The following is a 20285-nucleotide window of genomic DNA, read 5'->3' as shown; positions in this document are numbered from 1 at the left end:
TTTAGAGGGAATAAAAGTATGGTTTTCCGAAAATACATTAATTGATCAAGTGATGAAAAATAACGCTTATCAGTTGGGGGAGTTACGGGAAACTGCAACTTTTATGTTGCCGACCCGGAGGGAAATCTTCTTGAAATCGGCAGTACGAGTGAAACGTAGTTTTATGAGTTTTTGGTTCTTATACCGAGATGGTAAATTGGAATAGATGGAAGGAGTGTGTAGCATGGAAAAATTAATGTACATGATGATGATCGAGAAGAGCAGGACCTATAATAAGCTGACAAAGAAAGCAGTCACAGAGCATGTTGAGAATATAAGAAGGCTGGACGATGCGGGAAAGCTGGAAATTTGCGGCGTGTTTAAAGGTTATCCGGGGATGGCAGGTATGTATATTTTGAAAACAGACAGTCGTGAGGAGGCAGAAGATATTTGCAGCAGAGAGCCATTGGTTACCGGTGGATATGCAACATATAAATTGGTTGAATTGCAGGTTGCGAATCGGGAAAATAATTATCTGCTGTGATTGTGAAGTATTCTGGTTCAATAAAACAAAAAATGTTGATGTGCAGAGTAAAGCGATCCTAAATAATTAATAGCTCCAGCCAAAGTTACACGGCAGGAGCTATTTTTTTCCTTAAACAGGATACGTAATATGTCAAATCAATTCTTTCACCGCATCGACAAACTGCCTGATATCATCCTCAGGATTCAAGGGATACAGAAGGCCGTAAGGAATACTGTATTCCCAGTTTACCGGTATAGTGACAAGTCCCGGATGCACGTCCTGCCAGCATTCCAGCGAAAGCAGCACATTTTCCGTTTCGGCACACCGGTTAAAGACTGAGATATCGTAAAAATGTGGAGTATCTTCGATTTGAATTTCCGGGTGATTCCGATTTAAGTCATTCCGGATAAAGTCATTGGTGCCGGAATCGCCCTCGGCAACCATCATAAGCGTTTCTCCGTAGAGGTCAGAGATTTCCAGATTCTGTTTACAGGCCAGGGGATGCTCTCTGGACACGGCACACATCTTTTTGTAGCGTCCAAGCTGGAGAAAACTGCATTTTTCCATCCAGAGTCTCGAGTCGCAGACTCCAACCAGAAAATCGAATTTTTTGCCAAGCTGTGCAATCTCGGAGAGGATGCCTTCGTGATTGTCTTCAAAAGGAACCAGGTGAAGTTTGTAATTGGGAAAGGCCCGATTGACCCTGTACCAAAGATCCATAAACGGTTTAGCTGGATTTAAAAGGGAAGTTCCCACACAGAACATGCGGTCGGCATCATCCATGGCCTGCCTTGCCTGCTCGATGGAACGCCTGGAATAATCGAACAGAAAACGCGCATCTCTGTAGATGACTTCTCCGGCAGGTGTCAGATGAACGCCGTGCGCACTGCGCAGAAGAAGCCTCAGATTCAGATGCTTTTCCAGTGCATTGATCTGTTTCATTACAGCGGTCGGTGAGAGGAATAGAGTTTCTGCTGCTTTTGTAAAGCTGCCGCAGTCGGCAACACATACAAAGACGGTCAGCTGGGGATTAAACATGGTCAGCCTCCTGGATTAAACAGAGTATTAACTATAAGTTAATACCAAAGTAACATATTGGAGATTCCGTGTCAAGAAATACTGTTTTATAATTAAGCCAGAAATTAAAAAGGAGGCAGGTAATATGGCAGAACTCATTGCTTATTTTTCAAGAAAGCATCAAAACTATGTGAACGGAATGCTCAAAAACCTGGAAGTTGGCAATACGGAGATTGCTGCAGGCATTATTCAACGGTTGACAGGAGCCGATCTCTTTAAAATGGAGCCAGTTCACGAATATTCCAGGGATTACAACGAATGCATTGCGGAGGCGCAGGTGGATCAGAGGCGGGACGCCAGGCCGGAGTTAAAGCATTATCCGGAAGAATTTGAGAAGTACGATACAATTTATCTGGGCTTTCCAAATTACTGGAGCACGATGCCGATGGCAGTATTCACATTTCTGGAGCATTTTGATTTCACTGGTAAAACGATTTGTCCGTTTTGCACCCACGAGGGCAGCGGTATGGGCAGCAGTGAGGCGGATATCCACCGCCTTTGTCCCGGCGCAAAGCTGAAAAAAGGTCTGGCGATCCGAGGCGGAAGCGCCGGATCTGCGGAACCGGAGATACGCAGATGGCTGAAATGACAGAAGGCAGCTGAAATGACAGCAAACAGCTAAAATGACAGTAAATGACCACGAATAATTCACGGAGGAAATGAAAAAATGGCAGTAAAACAGACAGCAGGCCGGGAGGCACTTGGTACGTTTGCACCTAAATTTGCAGAATTAAATGACGATGTTCTTTTTGGGGAGGTCTGGTCCAGGGAGGATAAACTTTCCATTAGAGACCGTTCACTGGTTACCGTGACGGCGTTAATGGCACAAGGACTTACCGATTCCTCATTTAAATATCATTTAGAGACCGCGAAGAAAAATGGAATCACGAAAACAGAGATCGCCGAGATTTTGACACATGCGGCGTTTTATGCAGGCTGGCCCAAGGCGTGGGCGGCATTCCGCATGGCGAAGGAGGTCTGGACGGCTGGTGAGGTGACCGCCAGCGCCAAAGAAGAGTACGCGGACAGCATGATATTTCCAATTGGGGAGCCGAATGACAGCTTTGCAGAATATTTCACCGGCCAGAGCTACTTAGCACCTGTTTCCGCAGACCAGGTGGGTATTTTCAACGTAACCTTCGAGCCGGGCTGCCGCAATAACTGGCATATCCACCGTGCCGATAAGGGTGGCGGGCAGATACTTATCTGTGTCGCAGGGCGTGGGTATTACCAGGAATGGGGCAGGGAGGTACGGGATCTGTTACCGGGCGATGTGGTCAACATTCCAACAGGCGTAAAACACTGGCATGGTGCGGCGCCGGGCAGCTGGTTCTCACATCTGGCAGTGGAAGTCCCGGGCGAAAATGCGGGCAATGAGTGGTGTGAACCAGTTGATGCGGAGCAGTATAGACAGGCATTTGAAAAGTAAGATATAAAGAAAGCATGTGAAAAATGAAAGAAGATAATATAGAAGGGGAGAAGGAAGGCTGAGAACATGAAATATACTAAATTGGGAAACTCAGATCTGATGGTTTCCCGCATTTGTCTGGGCTGTATGGGATTTGGAGATTCACAGAACGGCCAGCATACCTGGACACTGGATGAAGATCATTCCAGGGAAATTATCAAACGGGCTCTGGACCTGGAAATTAATTTTTTCGATACCGCAGCCGCTTATCAGAGCGGTACCAGTGAGCAGTATGTGGGACGGGCGCTGCGGGATTATGCTGAGCGGGATAAGGTGATAATCGCCACGAAATTTCTTCCGCGAACAACGGAAGAAATTGCAGAAGGCATCACCGGGCAGCTGCACATTGAACGTATGATAGATAAGAGCCTGAAAAATCTGAGTATGGACTATGTGGATTTGTATATCTATCATATGTGGGATTATCAGACACCACTTTATGACATGATGGACGGATTAAACCGGATTGTAAAAGCAGGGAAAGCACGGTACATCGGAATCTCTAACTGCTTTGCATGGCAGCTGGCAAAGGCGAATGCGCTGGCGGAAATGGAAGGATTTGCAAAGTTTGTATCCGTTCAGGGGCATTATAATCTGATTTTTCGGGAAGAAGAGCGGGAGATGGTTCCATACTGTCAGGAGGAACATATTGCGCTGACTCCCTACAGCGCGCTGGCTGGCGGACGGCTGGCAAGACATCCGGGGGAACTATCAAGACGGCTGGAAGAAGACAACTATGCGCGTCTTAAGTACGATAAAACAGCCGAACAGGACAATATCATTATTGGGAGAGTGGCGGAGCTGGCGGACCGGCGGAATGTATCCATGACGGAGATTGCACTGGCCTGGCTTTTAACAAAGACAGCATCCCCGGTTGTTGGAGCTACAAAGTCCCGCCACATAGAAGGCGCGGCAGCAGCGGCGGAAACAGAACTGACGGGCGAAGAACTGGCATACCTTGAGGAGGCTTATGTGCCGCATCGCCTGGTGGGTGTAATGGCACAAAATAGACCGGATACCCGCAGGGAAAAACATGTCTGGTCTGTAGGAGACCAGAAAATTTGATGATAGAACACTTATTTTCGAATAAAGGTTTGAAAAAGATTGGGTGAGATTCGGGTGTCAAAAGGTATTTTTTCTCATAAATGCACTTTTTCAAAGTAAAGTGCATGGGATTCAGATGCCGATGCCCCGTTTTATCGGGCATGCGCACTCCGCGCTAAGGAAGTATGGCCGCTGAAGCGACCGCGCTCCGGCGCGCAAGTCCGGTTTGCCGGACTCTTTGTAATTGCAGTAAGGAATAAGAAGGGAACTTACATTTATTCAGGTGCGATGTACCGGGAACGGTGGGATTGAAGTCAGATGGATCGTCGGATTTGGAGCAGGCCAAGAATGTTTTTTAGTCAGGATGATCGATCCATTTAGCAGAAGAAGTGATTCGGGCATCTGTTTTCATTTGTACTGACGGAAAGCGGCTGCAAAGGATTTGGATGGTGCAGTTTGTGCGAACATTCCAGCAGCCATCTTGCCGGGGCGTTTGTTTTTGTTATCCTTTTAACATTTTATTTTCGTAGTAGCTCTTATCTGTTTATCGTATGTATCTTTAAATTGTTTTCTAAAAAGACTCGATATTTGCAACTTTTTGCCCTAATTATTTGTCTAAAAAAGAAGCAGGAATTTACAAATGAGAGGGAAAACATGGTATTCAGCAGTTTAGAATTTATATTTCGGTTTCTTCCGCTATTTTTGATGATCTACTACATAATCCCATGCAGCTGGAAGAATTTTTGGCTTTTTGCGGGAAGCCTTGGTTTTTATTTTTATGGGGTCAGGGATACCCCTTTTTATTTTGTTCTCCTGGTCCTTTCTATTCTGGTCAACTACAGAATCGGGATTTTGATAGGACGGCGGAGGCTGGGGAGGATGCGAAAGAGGTGGCTGGTCTGCGGTATAATCTATAACCTTTCCTGGCTGATCCTTTTTAAATATTCCGCATTCATCGCCCAAAACGTTAATCTGCTTCTGGGAAGAGCGGGGATTCCATTGCATTTGCCGGTTTTTGCGCCGGTACTCCCGGTGGGGATCAGTTTCTATACTTTTCAGGCTGTTTCATATCTGGCGGATGTATATCGAAAAACGGTTCCCTATGAGCGGTCTATGGTTGGCTTCGGCATGTATATCAGCATGTTCCCGCAGCTGATCGCAGGTCCGATTGTGACGTATTCCTCTATACGGGCACAGATTGGCAGAAGGAAGGTTACCTTCCGCGCCATTGAGGATGGGCTGAGGGAGTTCACCATTGGTTTGGGCTTTAAGGTGCTCCTGGCAAATCGGGTCGGCGGCTTATGGACTGAAGTGCAGACGATTGGTTATGAGAGCATTTCCACCCCGTTGGCCTGGCTCGGTCTTGCAGCCTTCAGCCTGCAGATTTATTTTGATTTTTGCGGGTATTCACTTATGGCAAAGGGACTGGGTACTATGATGGGGGTTAAGCTTCCGAATAACTTCAATCATCCATACATGTCTCTGTCCATGACGGAATTCTGGCGAAGGTGGCATATAACTCTTGGCAGCTGGTTCCGGGAGTACGTATACATTCCCCTGGGAGGGAACCGGAGAGGGGCCCTTTTGACCTTTCGGAATCTGCTGGCAGTCTGGCTTTTAACCGGATTCTGGCACGGAGCCAGCTGGAACTTTATAATATGGGGGCTTCTGCTGTTCCTGATCATGTCCATCGAGCGCATTGGACTGCTTCGGGTGCTGGAACGGCGGCGGGTAATCGGACATCTCTATATGATGCTTACGATTCCTTTGACCTGGCTTGTGTTTGCCGTTACGGACATCAGACAGATCCTGCTGTATTTTCAGAGACTGTTCCCATTTTTAATGAAACAGAGCCTTTTCTATTTCAGTGGGGATTATTTGAAGTATGGAAAACTTTACGCGGTCTCCATTGCGGCTGGGCTTGTGTTTATGACGGATATCCCCTGTCGAATTTATAATCGGCATAAATACTCCCTGGTTACGGCAGTTGTGCTTCTGGCCGTTTTCTGGGCTTGTGTGTATTGTATACGTATTGGAATGGACGATCCGTTTTTATATTTCAGATTTTAGATTTATGATTGAAGGCGGAGGTGTGGGATGAGAAGATATTGGTACAGTATTCTTTTGACAGGCAGTATGATTGTCATGGCAGCCACGAAACTGTCAATGGATATACCGAAAAACGAATCGATAGCCCGGGAGACGGGGGCAATACTTGCGGACAACCGTATGGTGGAGGCACAGAGCGCAGAAATGGCGGCATCCGTGACGGTGGAAGCGGAAGAGACGGAAAAGATGGAAGCAATGAACGCAGAGGAGAGTACACCATCATCTCCGGAGACAGGAGAAACGGCTGTAAGTGTGAGTGATATTAATGAAGATTTTTCCAGTGTGTTGTTTATAGGAGATTCACGGACTGTGGGGCTTTCCGAATATGGTGATTTAGGGCAGGCGGATGTATTTGCGAATTCCGGTATGTCGGTATTTAATCTCTTTGAGGCTCGGGTATCCGTGAAAGGCGGCGAGAAAAAGACGCTGGAGGAAGTGTTCGCGTCGGAAAACTATCGAACGATTTATCTCATGCTGGGTATCAACGAGCTTGGATATGAAGATAAGGCAATTGTCAATCAATACCGCTCTGTCGTGGAGAGAATCCGCGCAGAGCAGCCTGCGGCAGCCCTGGTGCTTGAGGCCAATTTACACGTAACAGGGGAAAAAGCCGCCAAAAGCAATATTTTTAATAACCAGAGAATTGATGCCCTAAATAAATCTATTAAAAATATAGCGGAAGATACCGGCTGTCGTTACATCGATGTCAACAGCCTCTTTGACGATGAGAACGGAAATTTGTCTGTGGCTTATTCCACTGATGGCGCACATATTCTGGGGAAATATTACTCGGTATGGGTGGAGTGGATTCGCAGCGGCGGATGAACTGCGTAATGTTCTGCAGTTCCCTGGAGATGCTCCTGGTCTTTAAAAAGTAAGTTTATCCTTGATACAATTCCATATAAAATACTTCCGGCCAGTGATAAGCTGATGATAAAGATCAGAGTATCACTGGCTTTCATTGATTAGTTCCCCTCGCCTGATTATACTCGCTTTTGCTTACTTTGGCAGTACATGCCCGGTTTTACTAACAGTTTACGTAAAGATGATTACAGATTTTACTTCCTCTCTCTATAATTAAAAACATAAAAGATGTCTGACAACTATTGCGAGACATAAAACGAAAACAGGAGAGTACAGGATGCAGTACCGTTATGAACAGATAGCAGGAATTCTGGAAAACAAGATAAGAAACGGAGAATGGCAGATCGGCCAGAAGATACCAGGGGAGTTAGCGCTTGCAGGAGAATTCCATGTGGGGCGATCCACCATAAGGGAAACCTTGAATATTCTGCAGCAAAAGGGAATGGTGGACAAGCGTCACGGTTCAGGAACTTATGTAAAAGAGAACAAGCAGAAGATGGAGAATCCAATCATGTTTTTAAGCTCCATCGGGCAGATGATTGAAAATGCGGGATATGAAGCGGGAAGTATATTCTACAGCGTCACCCATGAAACGCCGGATCTGGTGGTTTCGGAGCGGCTGGGGCTGACACAGCAGGATCGGATCGTAGTGATGAACCGAGAGAGAACGGCCAATGGGGTGCCGGTTGTATTTTCCTATAATATATTTCCGGAGAAGCTGGTGGGTGATATCTTCGATGAGGGGTTAAAGGGCAGTATCTTTCAGTTATTGAGAGATAAGTGCGGTGTCACAATTGCCGGTGCGGATACCTTCATTAAAGGAGTTAATCCCAATAACGCATGGGACGAACTGGCGCTTGTGTATCTAAAAGAGCCAGTAGTGCTTCTTGAACAGCTGCATATAAATGATGAAGGAATCCCTGTTCTGTTTTCCTATGATTATATCAGAACAGATATTATGAATCTTCATCTCAGAAGAAAGATGTAGAAAGAGAGGTATTCAACATGGAAATGACAGAGCGTGCGCTGCCGGTAAGAACAAAAGCAGCAGCTGAACGGGATATAAGCCGGGTGAACAGAGGGCTTATGAGAAAAAAATGCATATTTTTATGGAAGGGAATCGGTTTGTCCGTCTTACTGTTTGTCACACTGTTTCCGATCTATTGGCTGATAATCATGGCAATCCGTCCGACGGCGGAAACCAGTTCGGGAGCGGGATTATTTCCTCAACAGCTTACCATTTCCCATTTTACAGAACTGTTTAATCAGAAGTCATTTGGTACAGCCCTTCAAAACAGCCTGATCAATGCGGGGACTGCGCTTGTGCTGTCTCTGGCGCTGGGGCTTACCACAGCCTACATATTGTCGCGGAAACGCTTTAGGTTTCGTCTGAGGCTGCCTGTAACCGGGTGGGTGCTGCTGATCAGAGTGCTGCCGCCGGTAGCATTTGTCATTCCGCTGTATACCCTGTTTACCAGGATGGGGGTGATGGGGACGAGACTTCCGATAATCTTGGCGTGCATGCTGGTTAATATCCCTCTGGTTATCTGGTTTATGGTGTCCTTCTTCGAGGAATTGCCGGAGGAAGTGGAAGAGAGCGGTAAGATCGACGGTGCAACAGAGTGGCAGCTTTTCACCAGTCTTGTACTGCCTCTGGTTTTGCCGGGGATTGCGGCGATTGCCATGCTTTCCTTTCTGTATGCATGGAATGAATATACATACAGCGTGATTCTGACACGGTCCCCATCCAATTATACGATACCTTTGGCCCTGGCGGTGCTGAATACAGAAGATAATGTTACAAACTTTGGATTGGTAGCAGCAGGGGGCGTAAGCTCGTTTATACCGGTGGCAGTCTTTGTGATCTTTGCACAGAATTACCTCATAAGCGGATTATCAAGTGGGGCTGTGAAAGAATAGAGTAAAGAAAAGTTAGCATGAAAGGAAATGGAGAAAATGTATATGAAAAAGATGAAAATGAAAAATTTGAAATTGCTGGCTGCGGGCCTCGCGATGACGGCCTCGCTGACCGCGTGTGGAAGCAGTGTCCGGGAGACTGTGCAGTCAGCAGACAGCAGCACGGAGACAAAGACGAACAGCGCCATGCAGAGTGAGAACAGCCAGGCGCAGGAGGCGGCTCCGGGAGAAACAGCAGAGATGACACTTATATTAAGAGGCGGTTCCTATGCAGAGGTCATTAAAAAGGCGCTCCCGGATTTCGAGGCGGATCATAACTGTAAGATTGAGGTTCTGGAAATGTCATTTGACGACTTACATACGGGAATCGCGCTGGATGCGGTCAATGAAACGGGAACTTACGATTTATGTATGGTAGATGGAAGCTGGATGGCAGAATTTACGGAAAACAATGTACTGGCTAATTTATCAGAGATGGGATACCAGTTTGATAATGATATTATTCCCAACACTACCAGAATCTGTATGGTAGGAGATGATATCTACCTGGCGCCGTATTTTGGCAATGTGACGGTTCTGCTTTACAATAAGGCAAATGTGGAGGCGGCAGGCTACAAGCCGGAGGAAATCACTACTTTAGAGGACATGCTTGCTGTAGCGAAAGCGTCGAAGGAATCCGGCATTAACGGTTTTGCCTACAGAGGAGATACCGGAGATAATATTGTATCTGATTTTCTGCCGATCCTGCTGGCATACGGCGGCTGGGTAGTCGATGATAATAATAAGCCATCGGTAAATACAGCAGAATTTGCAGAAGCTGTGAATTACTATACAGAACTGATTAAAACCGGCGCTGCAATGTCCAAGGATGATGTGACAGCAGCCGTAGATAATGGCTCCGCAGCACTTGCGATCGGCTGGCCTGGCTGGTATGTGCCAAGCGCGGACAGTGCGGCCAATTACATGGTCAGCCCTGCAAAGGCAGCGAAGGACGGCCAGGTATACAATACCTCGGAGTATGGCACATGGACAATCGGTATTCCGGCAAACAGCCCCCACCCGGATCTTGCATATGAACTGCTTCAGTACATCATGGATCCTCAGGTACAGCTGGAGAGTATTGCAAACGGAGGGGTACCATGCAGATACAGCTGCCTCACCAATGAAGAGATACTGAATGAATACCCACACCTGGAAACCGTATGCAAAGCGCTGGAGAGTGGAGTCTATCGCCCGGCCATCGCTGAGTGGACAGAATTTACGAACATTCTGGGCGCTGAAATGGGAAGCATTATGGCAGGCGTCAAGACGACGGAACAGGGGCTGGCGGATGCACAGGCACAGCTGGAACTGTTAATGCAGTAAACCGTACAAAATTAGAATTATGGAAAGGCATGGTAATACATAGATGGTCAGACGGGAATTTGGAAAGAGGGAAAAGGGAATCTTCGTCAGTCAGATGACGGCGCCAACGATTGTTTTCCTGCTGGTTATGACGGTATATCCGGTACTATTTACAATATATTACAGCTTTACAGATTATAACTATTTAAAGGGGACGCACCCGTTTTCCGGCTTTGCCAATTATACCGCACTGTTTCAGAATATGTATTTCCGGCAGGCAGTGTCAAATACGGTGAAATTTACAGTGATTGCGGTGGTATTGGAGGTGATGCTGGGACTTCTGACGGCTCTCTTTGTCAAAAGTCTAAAGCGGGGTCAGAAGGTGGTCAGAACCCTTCTTCTGCTTCCCTACCTGCTTCCGGCCGTCACCGTCGCGCTGATCTGGCGTATGATGCTGTCGCCGAATTATGGAATTATAACCGATGTATTTACCGCACTTGGACTCCCGGTATATAACTGGTTTTATGATGGAAAGACTGCTTTTGGTACGCTGTTGGTGATTGATGTCTGGCAGAATGTTCCATTTGCCTTTCTGCTGATCTATGCCCATTTACAGGGCGTGCCGGAAAGCCAGTATCAGGCGGCCAGTATCGATGGAGCGGGAGCATTGCAGCGCTTTCGCCATATTACGCTTCCCAATATTGGCGGTGGGATTGCGCTGTGTGCCATGCTTCGTACGATTGATACGTTCCGACTGTTTGAAAAGGTAAATATTCTGACGGGCGGAGGCCCGGCTAACACGACCACTACTATTACACAGTTCATGTATACATACGGTATAAAAAGCCTGAAATTCGGTTTAGCCAGTGCCTGTGCCATAGTTATGACCGTATTTGTGTTGATTATGAGCAGTATTTATATGAAAAAGGCGATGAAATAAAATGGAAGAATGGACAGCGCAAGTCACTTTTATGAATGTGGGAAATGGGGATGCAATTCTGATTGAAGCGCCGGATCCGGAGCGCCGCGACGGCATGTTTGTAATGGTCATTGACGGTGGAAGCGGAGAGCAGGCAGAGTATGCGGATCAGTCTACAGGCAGGTTAAGAGCAGTCGATTATATGGAGAAAAGAGGCATTAAGCATATCGACATAATGGTATGTACGCATATTCATGAAGACCATACATGCGGTCTGCTTCCGATTGCTTTAAAATGGTGTCCTGAATTTCTGTGGCAGCCTTTTCCCGTTGAGTTATCAGAAATCATGAAGCTTCTCAATGACGGGACTGGAGAGGAATCCGGCCGTAAGCTAATTGCTGCTCTGAACGGCTGCGCCGCTTTATGCCGTTATGTGGAAGCGCAGGGAGGCCGTGTTATTCAGGCGAAACCAGGTTATCCGGACAGCAGCACCATGTTCCCGGCAAAGGGAATCCAGATTCATATTCTCGGGCCGGCAGAACAGGCTCTTGACAGGCAGACGGCACAGCTAAAAGCCCTGTACCAGGAAGGAAGACGGGATCTGCTCCCGGCTCTTGACAGATGCATGAACAGCTCCAGTATGATTCTGCATATTGCCTGCGGCGAAAAAACATTTTTGCTGGCTGGCGATGCGGAGGCATCTGACTACGAAGCTTGCTGGGGGGATATAAAGGCAGACGTATTTAAGGTGGGGCATCATGGTCAGGCCAATAGCCTGACTCCGGAAATACTGCAGGCGGTATCGCCCCAGTACGCCGTGATCTGCGCTTCCAGTGACAGGCGCTATGAGAGTGCGGCTCCGTCAGTTTTAGAGCAGCTTTACAAATCCGGCATACCGGTTTATTACAGCGATTGTCCGACGGTGGCCCCATTTGCGGATAAAATAGAACCGCACACAGCAGCAGTATTTCGGGTAATGCGGGATGGAAGGCTGTATGCAGCATATAATCAGGAAAGGTGTATAACGGATGGAACTGGCAAAAGTTAATATTGAGGAACTGGAAGCACTTCTTCGGCAGGCGGGGGAACTGTTTCAGGATAGGGAAGCCGCTGGCTGTGTGAAGATAAAAGGAGAGGCGGATTACGTAACCGAGGTAGATTACAGGGTGCAGCAGTTTATACGCAGGCGTTTGGAAGCGGATTATCCCCAGGTTCAATTTTTGAGTGAGGAAAAGACGAATCAGGAGATAGACAAATCCGGCCTTGTGTGGATCCTCGATCCTGTGGATGGAACCACCAATTTGATTCATGACTGCCATGCCAGCTGCATTTCACTGGCACTGATGGAGCGCAGTGAGGTAGTGCTTGGCTTTGTATACAATCCATACAGTGAGGAGCTGTTTATGGCACAGAAGGGCCGGGGCTGCCGGCTCAATGGAAAGAGTACAGCGGTAAGCCGCGCGGCGCGTATGGAGGATAGTCTGATCGCCATAGGGACTTCCCCGTATTACAAAGAGACCGCGGATAAGAACTTTGATATATTCAAGCGCCTGTTTATGGATTGTCAGGATATCCGAAGAAGCGGATCCGCGGCCATGGACCTTGCGTATGTTGCGTGCGGACGATTAGACGGTTATTTTGAACGAAACTTAAAAATATGGGACGTTGCGGCAGGGATGCTTCTGGTGCGGGAAGCCGGCGGAAGTGTTTTATCTTTTAACGGGGCCCAGGCGGGCAATGATATGGTAAGTGATATTGCAGCAGGCAATTCCGTTATCGCCGGGCTTTTGACGGAGGAGTACTTGTAGAGAGGTGTTGGCGGTTCGGAAAACACCATTATTTCGGAGGTTGATGATATATACTTTTTGCCAGCAGGGCATGCATCTGTTCATATACGCAGAGTATGTCAGTGTCTAAGCATGAGAACGCCAGAATATACCGTACTTAAAAATTACAATCCCTCAAAAAAGGAGTTATAATTTACTTTTGCATATCGGGTTACGAAAAGTCTTATAGAAGGCGTCTTGTAATAAGTCAGAAGATATAGTACAATTATGGTAATATATGGAAGATTTTATCAGTTCTTATAATGCAAATTATACGAATTGCAATGGTAAGATTACTGTATTACATAAGACGTTTTGCAGATCTGGTCATCAGGTCTGTTTTTTTAATCTCTTTTTCTGCCAGGAAAATGATTTTTCTTTCATTATCCGATGTGATTGGTAAATATAATTTGCATTATAAGATACACGCTGCCATCCAACTGAAAAAGGAAAGACGGAATATGAAGCAGAATGACTATTTTATAGAAGAATCGGAGCGTGTAATACAAGAGAGAACGGCAGACGGACAGTTTTATATACTTTATACCGACATCACGGATTTTCATCTGGTTAATTACATTTACGGAAATGAAATCGGGGATTCCCTTCTGCAGGAAATGAATCATTTCCTGGACAGCCGGCCCAATATTCTGTTGTGCCGCCGCTTGTTTGCCGATTTTTTTGTAGGACTCTATATCCTGAAAAATGGACAGAATATCGGCGAAAGAATCAGCGGATTGGACAGAGAACTGCAGGAATTCCTCACGGATCTGCAGTCGAGATATCCTGCATGCCGATTAAAAGCGGCCTGCGGCCTCTGCCTCATTGAGCATGATAATATTGCACAGGCCATCGACAATGCAAATCTGGCGCGCAAAATATCAAAAAATCAGTATTCCTTCAAAACCGTGGTTTACGATCATTACATGAAGGATCAGATTACAGCCGTGCATGAAAATGAACTGGAAATCTACAATGCGCTCCATGAAAACCGGTTCTGTTTCTATTTGCAGCCGAAGGTGGATCTGACGAATGGGATGATCATAGGGGCGGAGGCGCTGGCAAGGCGTATCGGTGATGACGGAACTGTAATTCCGCCCGATAAATTTATGGATCTGATGGAAGCGAAGGGATCTGTGATTGAGTTGGATCAGATCATCTGCCGACAGGTCTGTGAGTTCCTGAAAGACCGGATGAACCGGGGATTGTCGGTTGTTTGTATTTCAGTTAATTTGTCGCGTCTCCATATACGAAATCCCGAATCGGCAGATGTGTTCCACCAGATTGCAGCCGAATATGGGATTCCGCCTGAGCTTCTGGAATTTGAACTGACGGAGACCATTCTGCTGGAGGAATTCGCCGGAGCCAAGCATCTGATCGATCAGCTGAGGGCTTACGGCCATCACGTCTCCATCGATGATTTCGGTTCCGGATACGCAGGAATTAATGTATGGCAGGAACTGAACTTCGACTGCCTGAAGCTAGACCGCAAGTTTTTGTCCGATGATGAGCTGTTGAAGAAACGCAATCAGGCGCTCGTTCCCAATATTATCAACATCGCCCACCGTCTCCATGTCCAGGTGCTGTGTGAGGGAGCGGAAACGGAGGAACAGTGTCTCTATCTGCTCCGGCTGGGCTGTACCGTCGTGCAGGGATTCTACTTCTCAAAACCGCTGCCGCCGGAGGAACTGTGCCAGGTCTGTGAACGCCAGGGCGGAAAATATCCGCTTCCCGCGCTGCTGAGCTCCGATAAGTCAGAACACCAGTCCGAACAGACGAAGGAGGCGGCTGACGAAGGCGGGGCGCAGAGTAAGATTAAAAGTTATGTTATCGTCATTCTTTGCTGTGCGCTTTTCCTGGGAGTCTGCATCACCGGTGTGATGAACGTGAACCGAAACCGGACGCAGAAGGAATTTACCAGCTTGATAATCGAAACGCTGAATGCTTACACTGCGGGACAGCGCGAAAATACCCTGACGGAAATCGATGGTGTTGTGAATACACTGCAGTCATTAGCCGTGTTGATTTTGGAAAATGACGAGCCGGGATTTATCAATACATTTTTGAGTGAGCTGAATAAGGTGAGTCCGAAGATTCAGTATACCTATTATACTTGCGGGATGTATCAGGAGCTGATTACGAGCGGGGAGGCAAGGCCGGAGGACAGCGAGATTTTAGAACGCCTGAAACTGGGCGAGACAGTGGTGACGGATATCATTTATTCTGAGCGGCTGGGAGACATCTACTGCGTCGGAGTCGGAGTTCCTGTGATGAAGGAGGGGGTGTTCATTGGCACTGTGCAGGGGATTATCAACGCAGAAGCTCTGATATCTACAGAGCTGTTTGACCCGGGGCTGGGAGAGATATGCAATGTATTTCTTACTGACGGGGACAGCAGGATTCTTCCGATCCGGGAACCGAATGGAAGAGGCGTTGGTGAAAGCCTCCTGGAACTTTTAGATATCTATGGAGTAAAAAAAGAGGTGATAGAAGAGCTTCATGACGCCTATGACGCAGGGGATTCTCAGGCAAGAAGCGTCCGGGCAGGCAGATTTGACGGGAGTCCGTATTACTTATCCATGACCGGGCTGAGATATAACGACTGGCATCTGGTCGTCTGTTTGAAGGCCGATGCTGCAACCATGCATTTGCGCTACATTGTAAACAATATGATGTGGAGTATCGCCGGGCTGATTGCGGCGGTTGCCCTGGTTTCGGCGGCAATGATTCTTTTCTGGGTGAGAGTTCAGAGCAGGATTTCCTTAGAACAGCAGCGCTATCTTCTGCTGGAACACTTTTCAGATACGGTACTGTTTGACTATGACTGCAGGCACGATACCATCCGATTCACCTCCAATGCATCGAAGCTTTTAAAGATCCGGGAGCTGACACAGAACCATTTTCTGAATGGGCTGGACCGGGCGTTTATTTACGCGGGAGATCAGGAGGAGGTTCAGCGTGTACTGAGCGGTCAGACTGGCGGGGAATACGGTGAAATCCGAGTGCGCGTGATGCGCCCGGATACCGAAGAATACTTTTGGTGTCTGGTGCAGTATCAGAATCTGTATAAGAGCAGCGCCATAGATTCCATTATTGGAAAAATAACGGATATTGATGAGCGTATGCCGCATGAATAAAAGCAGCAGGCAGAACTAAAAGTAATTGGTACCCTAATCGTATGATACAGACTTTCTTCTGAATCCTGCGATTAGGGTATTTTTATTATGCTCTTAAAATAATTGATGAAGATCAAGAAGATGGTTTTGCAGCGGTTTTCCGCAGTTCGGGCAGTTTATTTTCCTGAAAATGGACGGAATCGCCGGATAGTTGTCTTCCGTGCCGCTGGAGTATATCGCCTTGGCCTCGGCCATGGGCATAATGATCGGAGTCTGATACAGATGACCGTATTCTCTGCACAGCCAGGAGCTTCGAAAGAACACATGGTAAAAATGTTCCCCGTTTTTAAAGCAGTGCAGCGTTGACCATTGATAATTTTCAATCCTGTTTGGAGGGTGGGTAAATGCCAGGGCAGCAATCTTAAGCATTCGCCGCCAAATAAGCCGTTAAATATAGGATTGTTAAAAACAATCAGACCTGATATGATAAATTCAGTATATCACTGCATAACCATTGATACAGCGTAACATGTCATACAGTGTATTATGCAACACGTCATATTTTGGAGGGGGAAGTATGCTGTCATTCGTTCGCAGATTCAATATCAGCCTGTTTAAGAAAATAATCACGCTCTTTTTAATCGTTCTGGCGCCTATTTTTATTCTGGGCATCTATATCCGCAACTGGGGGGCCAATACCGTGCGGGAAGAATTGTCAAAGTCATCAACGGCCCAAATAGAATTCTATTTAAACCAGCTTGAGGATGAAATCGAACGGCTCAAGATACTGCAGTATACGTGCCTCAACGACGAGCATCTTAACCGCCTTGCAGTTCAGTACAGCATTATGAGTCCGTACGATATTGTCAGCAATATGAGGCAGCTTCAGGCGCGTCTTATGACGATTGTGTACAGCAGCAGCTATGTGGAAAATGTCAGTGCACACATCTTTTCCATTGATAAGACCGTATCGTCAGACCGGGGCGTGGATGAAACAGACCCGAAGGTTTATGAACGGATCAAGGCCGCGGCCGGACTTAAGGGAGCACAGATTATCCGGTATGAGGACGGATTATATCTTACGACGGCCTATCCTTTGGACAATTCGGGCCAGAACAGTAACTATGTGATAGAAGTGAAACTGAAACCGGATGTATTTAAAGAGGATTTAAAGCAGTTTAATATCTATCCGGACAGCGGATCATTTTTAATTGATCTGACGAATTCGAATGAGATTGCCATGGCAAGCACTGGAAGATCCCTGCATCCCCACGATATATTGAGCGATTTTGCCATATCCGGTAAAAGCGGTACCAATCTGGGTAAAATTGACGATTACCGTTACTACTCGGTGTATGCGAGGTCGGACTATTTAAGCCTGCTGCTGCTTCGATATCTGCCGGAGAATCTGGTGTTCACGCCAATGCAGAATTTTACCAGATGGATATGGATATTTATCCTTGCCTCGATATCGGTAATCATTGTTTTCACGCTGTTTATGCATCGTTTCATCAATAAACCGATCAAAAACCTGGTAGCAGTCTTTCGCCAGGTGGAAAAGGGGAATCTGCAGATCAGTCTGAATCCGGAGGACGTCAGATCCACGGAATTTGCTTATTTATACACCAGATTCAATAAAATGGTTGAGAGCTTAAATATGCTGATCGATCAGGCATATAAGCAGAAAATTCTGACACAGCGCGCAGAACTGAAGCAGCTTCAGGCGCAGATCAAACCTCATTTTCTGTATAACAGTTTCTTTATCATCAATACAATGGCACAAATGGGGGATGAAAATCTGGTAGAGTTCACAAATCATCTGGGGGAGTATTACCGCTATCTTACCAGAAATTCCACGGACATTATTCCTCTTTGCGAGGAGGTGGAGCATGCGCGCACTTATACCAGCATTCAAACCATGCGTTTTTCAAAGAATCTCGAAGTGGATTTCAGTCCATGTCCGGAAGAATTCGAACAATATCCGGTCCCGAGGCTTATCATACAGCCGCTGATCGAAAATGCCTTTGAACATGCGGTCGATAAGAGAATGAAGGACCGGATCATCTCCATATCCTTTGAGATATGTCAGGACAGGCTGCATATTATTGTCGAAGACAACGGCAAAAGCCTGATGGATGAAACACTGGCAGAACTGCAAAACCGATTGTCAGTCCAATCGGATGATGCGGAAGTGACTGCATTGCTGAATATTAACAGACGTTTACAGTTACAGTACGATGAAGCCAGCGGCGTGCTGCTTAAACGCAGCTCATTGGGAGGACTGCGGGCAGAGCTTGTATTGGGAGTAAGGAGGGGGTAGTATGTACCGGCTGCTAATTGCAGATGATGAGGAAATTATTGTAAATGGGCTATATGACATTTTCTCCAATCTGGAGAATTTAGAACTGGATGTGTATAAAGCGTATTCGGGTGAGGAGGCAATCCAGTGGCTGGGGCGGACCAGGATTGATATTGCTCTGACCGACATCAATATGCCGGAGATCGATGGCCTTCAGCTTCTGGATGAGATCAAGAAACGCTGGTCCTGGTGCCGCGTGATTTTCCTGACGGGACACAGTGAATTTAACTATGCGTATAAGGCGATTCAATACAGTAATGTGAGATACTTATTAAAGACGGAGGGATATGACAAGATTATAAAGACCGTGGAAAGCGTTGTTCAGGAGTTGAAAGATGAGAATCAAACGAATGAGATGATTCAAAACGCCAAAGATCAGATTAATCTTGCTCAGGATTTGTTTTGCCAGAAGTATTTTTATGCATTGCTTAACAGTGACCATTCTTTAAAAATCAATACGGAAGAATTCGAACGGCTCTTTATCCATTTGAAAGCAGACGAACCGGTGATGCTGGTTTTGGGAGAAATACTGACGCTGCCCAAGTCGATTGATTTCTGGGAAAAAAATCAGATCATGTATTCGATCAAACAACTGCTTGTCAGATATTTTTCCATGCACGTTGACAGTCTTGCTGTCCCGCTGAAAGATGATAGGATTGCTGTTTTTGTCCAGCCGCGAAAGTCACAGCCATTTTCGGATCGTGATGACGGCAGTATGAGCGTTTTCCTGAAGGGAACGCTTGAGATCGTTCAGTCGGCCTGTCGGGAGAAGCTGGATGCCCCAGTGAATTTTGCGTTGGCAGAAAGGCCATGCGGGTGGAAGGAGATTGCAGAAAAGTATGTTTCTCTGATGGACTTACTTAGCCACCATATCAGTCATGATGTGGAAACCATTCTCGACGAAAGGGATTTTCGGAAGCAGAGGCAGAACTTCGTTCCGGTTCAGGATGCAAAAGCTGACCATGCGGCGGCTGAGCTGCAGGGGTTATTATTCCGCAAAGATTTAAGCGATTTATATCACTCCATTGAAACCGGGGAAGAGCAGGACTATTTTGAGTCCTTAAAAAAATGGCTGGTGCCCCTCGGCGAAATACAGGATAAAAATGATGGTATTGCATTGGAGGCATACCAGACGATTATCACCTTCTTTCTTTCCTGTATGAACCGTTCCCAGCTTGCATCTCAGTTTTCCGAATTTTACAATATAAATAAACTGCAGGACAGCGAAAGCTATGGCACCTGGAAGGAGGCGGCCGATCATCTTCTGGAATTATTTCATAAGCTTTTTGATTTACAGAAAGAAGAGCAGTGCAAGCGTACACATGAGATCATAGCATTTGTGCAGCAGTATATTGAAGGCCATTTGTCGGAAGATTTATCCCTGACGAGCCTGTCTGAAAAAACATATTTAAATTCCTCCTATCTTTCTCGGCTCTATCATCAGACGACCGGCCATAAGCTTTCCAGCTTTATAGAGAATGCGCGGATAAAAAGGGCGAAGGAATTACTTGAAAATCCGTATGAAAAGATTTACGAAATTGCAAGAAAGGTTGGCTATGATACCGCCGCCTCCTTTACACGCCTGTTTAAAAAAGCGGAAGGTATGTCGCCCCAGGAATACCGGGATACGTTTCATTCTGCCAAGAGACATGAAAGTAAAAAGCAGATGTAAAAATATGCAAAGATATGTAAAGACGTGGAAAAAAATATAGTAAAGATATGTTAAGAAAATCAAAA

Annotated in this window: 17 protein-coding genes; 15 read left to right on the top strand and 2 right to left on the bottom strand. The window is 46.4% G+C overall.

Translation table 11 applies throughout. From position 1 onward, the window contains the following. Positions 1-223: 223 nt before the first annotated feature. Positions 224-523 (top strand): YciI family protein, encoded by a 300-nt coding sequence (locus tag H8S75_RS08320; RefSeq protein WP_187020699.1) that lies wholly within the window; start codon positions 224-226, stop codon positions 521-523. Between the two features lie 132 nt (positions 524-655). Here H8S75_RS08320 and H8S75_RS08315 read toward each other — a convergent pair whose 3' ends face one another. Beyond that, positions 656-1543: a LysR family transcriptional regulator gene (locus H8S75_RS08315; RefSeq protein ID WP_187020697.1), complete on the bottom strand. Its 888-nt coding sequence runs from the start codon at positions 1541-1543 to the stop codon at positions 656-658. Between the two features lie 124 nt (positions 1544-1667). On the opposite strand from H8S75_RS08315, the gene H8S75_RS08310 reads away from it, so the two are divergent. The 12 genes from H8S75_RS08310 to H8S75_RS08255 all read left to right on the top strand — a co-directional run bounded on the left by H8S75_RS08310 (position 1668) and on the right by H8S75_RS08255 (position 16210). Beyond that, entirely contained in the window at positions 1668-2171 is a 504-nt protein-coding gene (locus H8S75_RS08310; protein WP_187020696.1) for a flavodoxin, read from the top strand. 78 nt (positions 2172-2249) lie between these two features. Next, positions 2250-3011, top strand: a complete 762-nt coding sequence (locus tag H8S75_RS08305) for a carboxymuconolactone decarboxylase family protein (protein WP_187020694.1) — start codon at positions 2250-2252, stop codon at positions 3009-3011. A 66-nt stretch (positions 3012-3077) separates the two neighbouring features. After that, a complete protein-coding gene (locus H8S75_RS08300) occupies positions 3078-4115 on the top strand; it encodes an aldo/keto reductase (RefSeq protein WP_187020692.1) in 1038 nt (345 codons plus the stop codon). A 633-nt stretch (positions 4116-4748) separates the two neighbouring features. After that, complete coding sequence (locus H8S75_RS08295) at positions 4749-6164, top strand: MBOAT family O-acyltransferase (RefSeq protein WP_187020690.1); 1416 nt, start codon at positions 4749-4751, stop codon at positions 6162-6164. 27 nt (positions 6165-6191) lie between these two features. Continuing rightward, a complete protein-coding gene (locus tag H8S75_RS08290) occupies positions 6192-7028 on the top strand; it encodes a GDSL-type esterase/lipase family protein (protein ID WP_187020688.1) in 837 nt (278 codons plus the stop codon). A gap of 316 nt (positions 7029-7344) precedes the next feature. Then, positions 7345-8055 (top strand): GntR family transcriptional regulator, encoded by a 711-nt coding sequence (locus H8S75_RS08285; protein WP_187020686.1) that lies wholly within the window; start codon positions 7345-7347, stop codon positions 8053-8055. 17 nt (positions 8056-8072) lie between these two features. Further along, the gene (locus tag H8S75_RS08280; protein WP_187020684.1) at positions 8073-8987 is read left to right on the top strand and encodes a carbohydrate ABC transporter permease; all 915 of its coding nucleotides are present in this window, start codon (positions 8073-8075) and stop codon (positions 8985-8987) included. A 42-nt stretch (positions 8988-9029) separates the two neighbouring features. Further along, positions 9030-10349, top strand: a complete 1320-nt coding sequence (locus H8S75_RS08275) for an extracellular solute-binding protein (RefSeq protein ID WP_243270210.1) — start codon at positions 9030-9032, stop codon at positions 10347-10349. 43 nt (positions 10350-10392) lie between these two features. Then, the gene (locus H8S75_RS08270; protein WP_187020680.1) at positions 10393-11268 is read left to right on the top strand and encodes a carbohydrate ABC transporter permease; all 876 of its coding nucleotides are present in this window, start codon (positions 10393-10395) and stop codon (positions 11266-11268) included. 1 nt (position 11269) lies between these two features. Continuing rightward, a complete protein-coding gene (locus H8S75_RS08265) occupies positions 11270-12295 on the top strand; it encodes a ComEC/Rec2 family competence protein (RefSeq protein WP_187020678.1) in 1026 nt (341 codons plus the stop codon). Continuing rightward, entirely contained in the window at positions 12276-13055 is a 780-nt protein-coding gene (locus H8S75_RS08260) for an inositol monophosphatase family protein (RefSeq protein WP_187020676.1), read from the top strand. Before H8S75_RS08265 ends, H8S75_RS08260 begins: the two co-directional genes overlap by 20 nt. A 479-nt stretch (positions 13056-13534) precedes the next feature. Continuing rightward, the gene (locus H8S75_RS08255) at positions 13535-16210 is read left to right on the top strand and encodes an EAL domain-containing protein (protein ID WP_187020674.1); all 2676 of its coding nucleotides are present in this window, start codon (positions 13535-13537) and stop codon (positions 16208-16210) included. Between the two features lie 93 nt (positions 16211-16303). Here H8S75_RS08255 and H8S75_RS08250 read toward each other — a convergent pair whose 3' ends face one another. Beyond that, a complete protein-coding gene (locus H8S75_RS08250) occupies positions 16304-16618 on the bottom strand; it encodes a hypothetical protein (RefSeq protein WP_187020673.1) in 315 nt (104 codons plus the stop codon). A gap of 148 nt (positions 16619-16766) precedes the next feature. Between H8S75_RS08250 and H8S75_RS08245 the strand changes: the two genes are divergently transcribed. Both H8S75_RS08245 and H8S75_RS08240 read left to right on the top strand, forming a co-directional pair. Next, a complete protein-coding gene (locus H8S75_RS08245) occupies positions 16767-18509 on the top strand; it encodes a sensor histidine kinase (RefSeq protein ID WP_187020671.1) in 1743 nt (580 codons plus the stop codon). Position 18510: 1 nt separating this feature from the next. Then, positions 18511-20220 carry a response regulator gene (locus tag H8S75_RS08240; protein WP_187020669.1) on the top strand — a complete coding sequence of 570 codons (1710 nt, stop codon included), beginning with the start codon at positions 18511-18513 and terminating at the stop codon, positions 20218-20220. The last annotated feature ends 65 nt before the right edge of the window (positions 20221-20285 follow it).

Origin of the sequence: Hungatella hominis (assembly GCF_014288005.1) — a bacterium.
In the GTDB taxonomy this organism is placed as follows: Bacteria; Bacillota; Clostridia; order Lachnospirales; family Lachnospiraceae; genus Hungatella; species Hungatella effluvii.
Note: the sequence above shows the minus strand (reverse complement) of the source record. Positions and strands in the feature narration are given on the sequence as shown.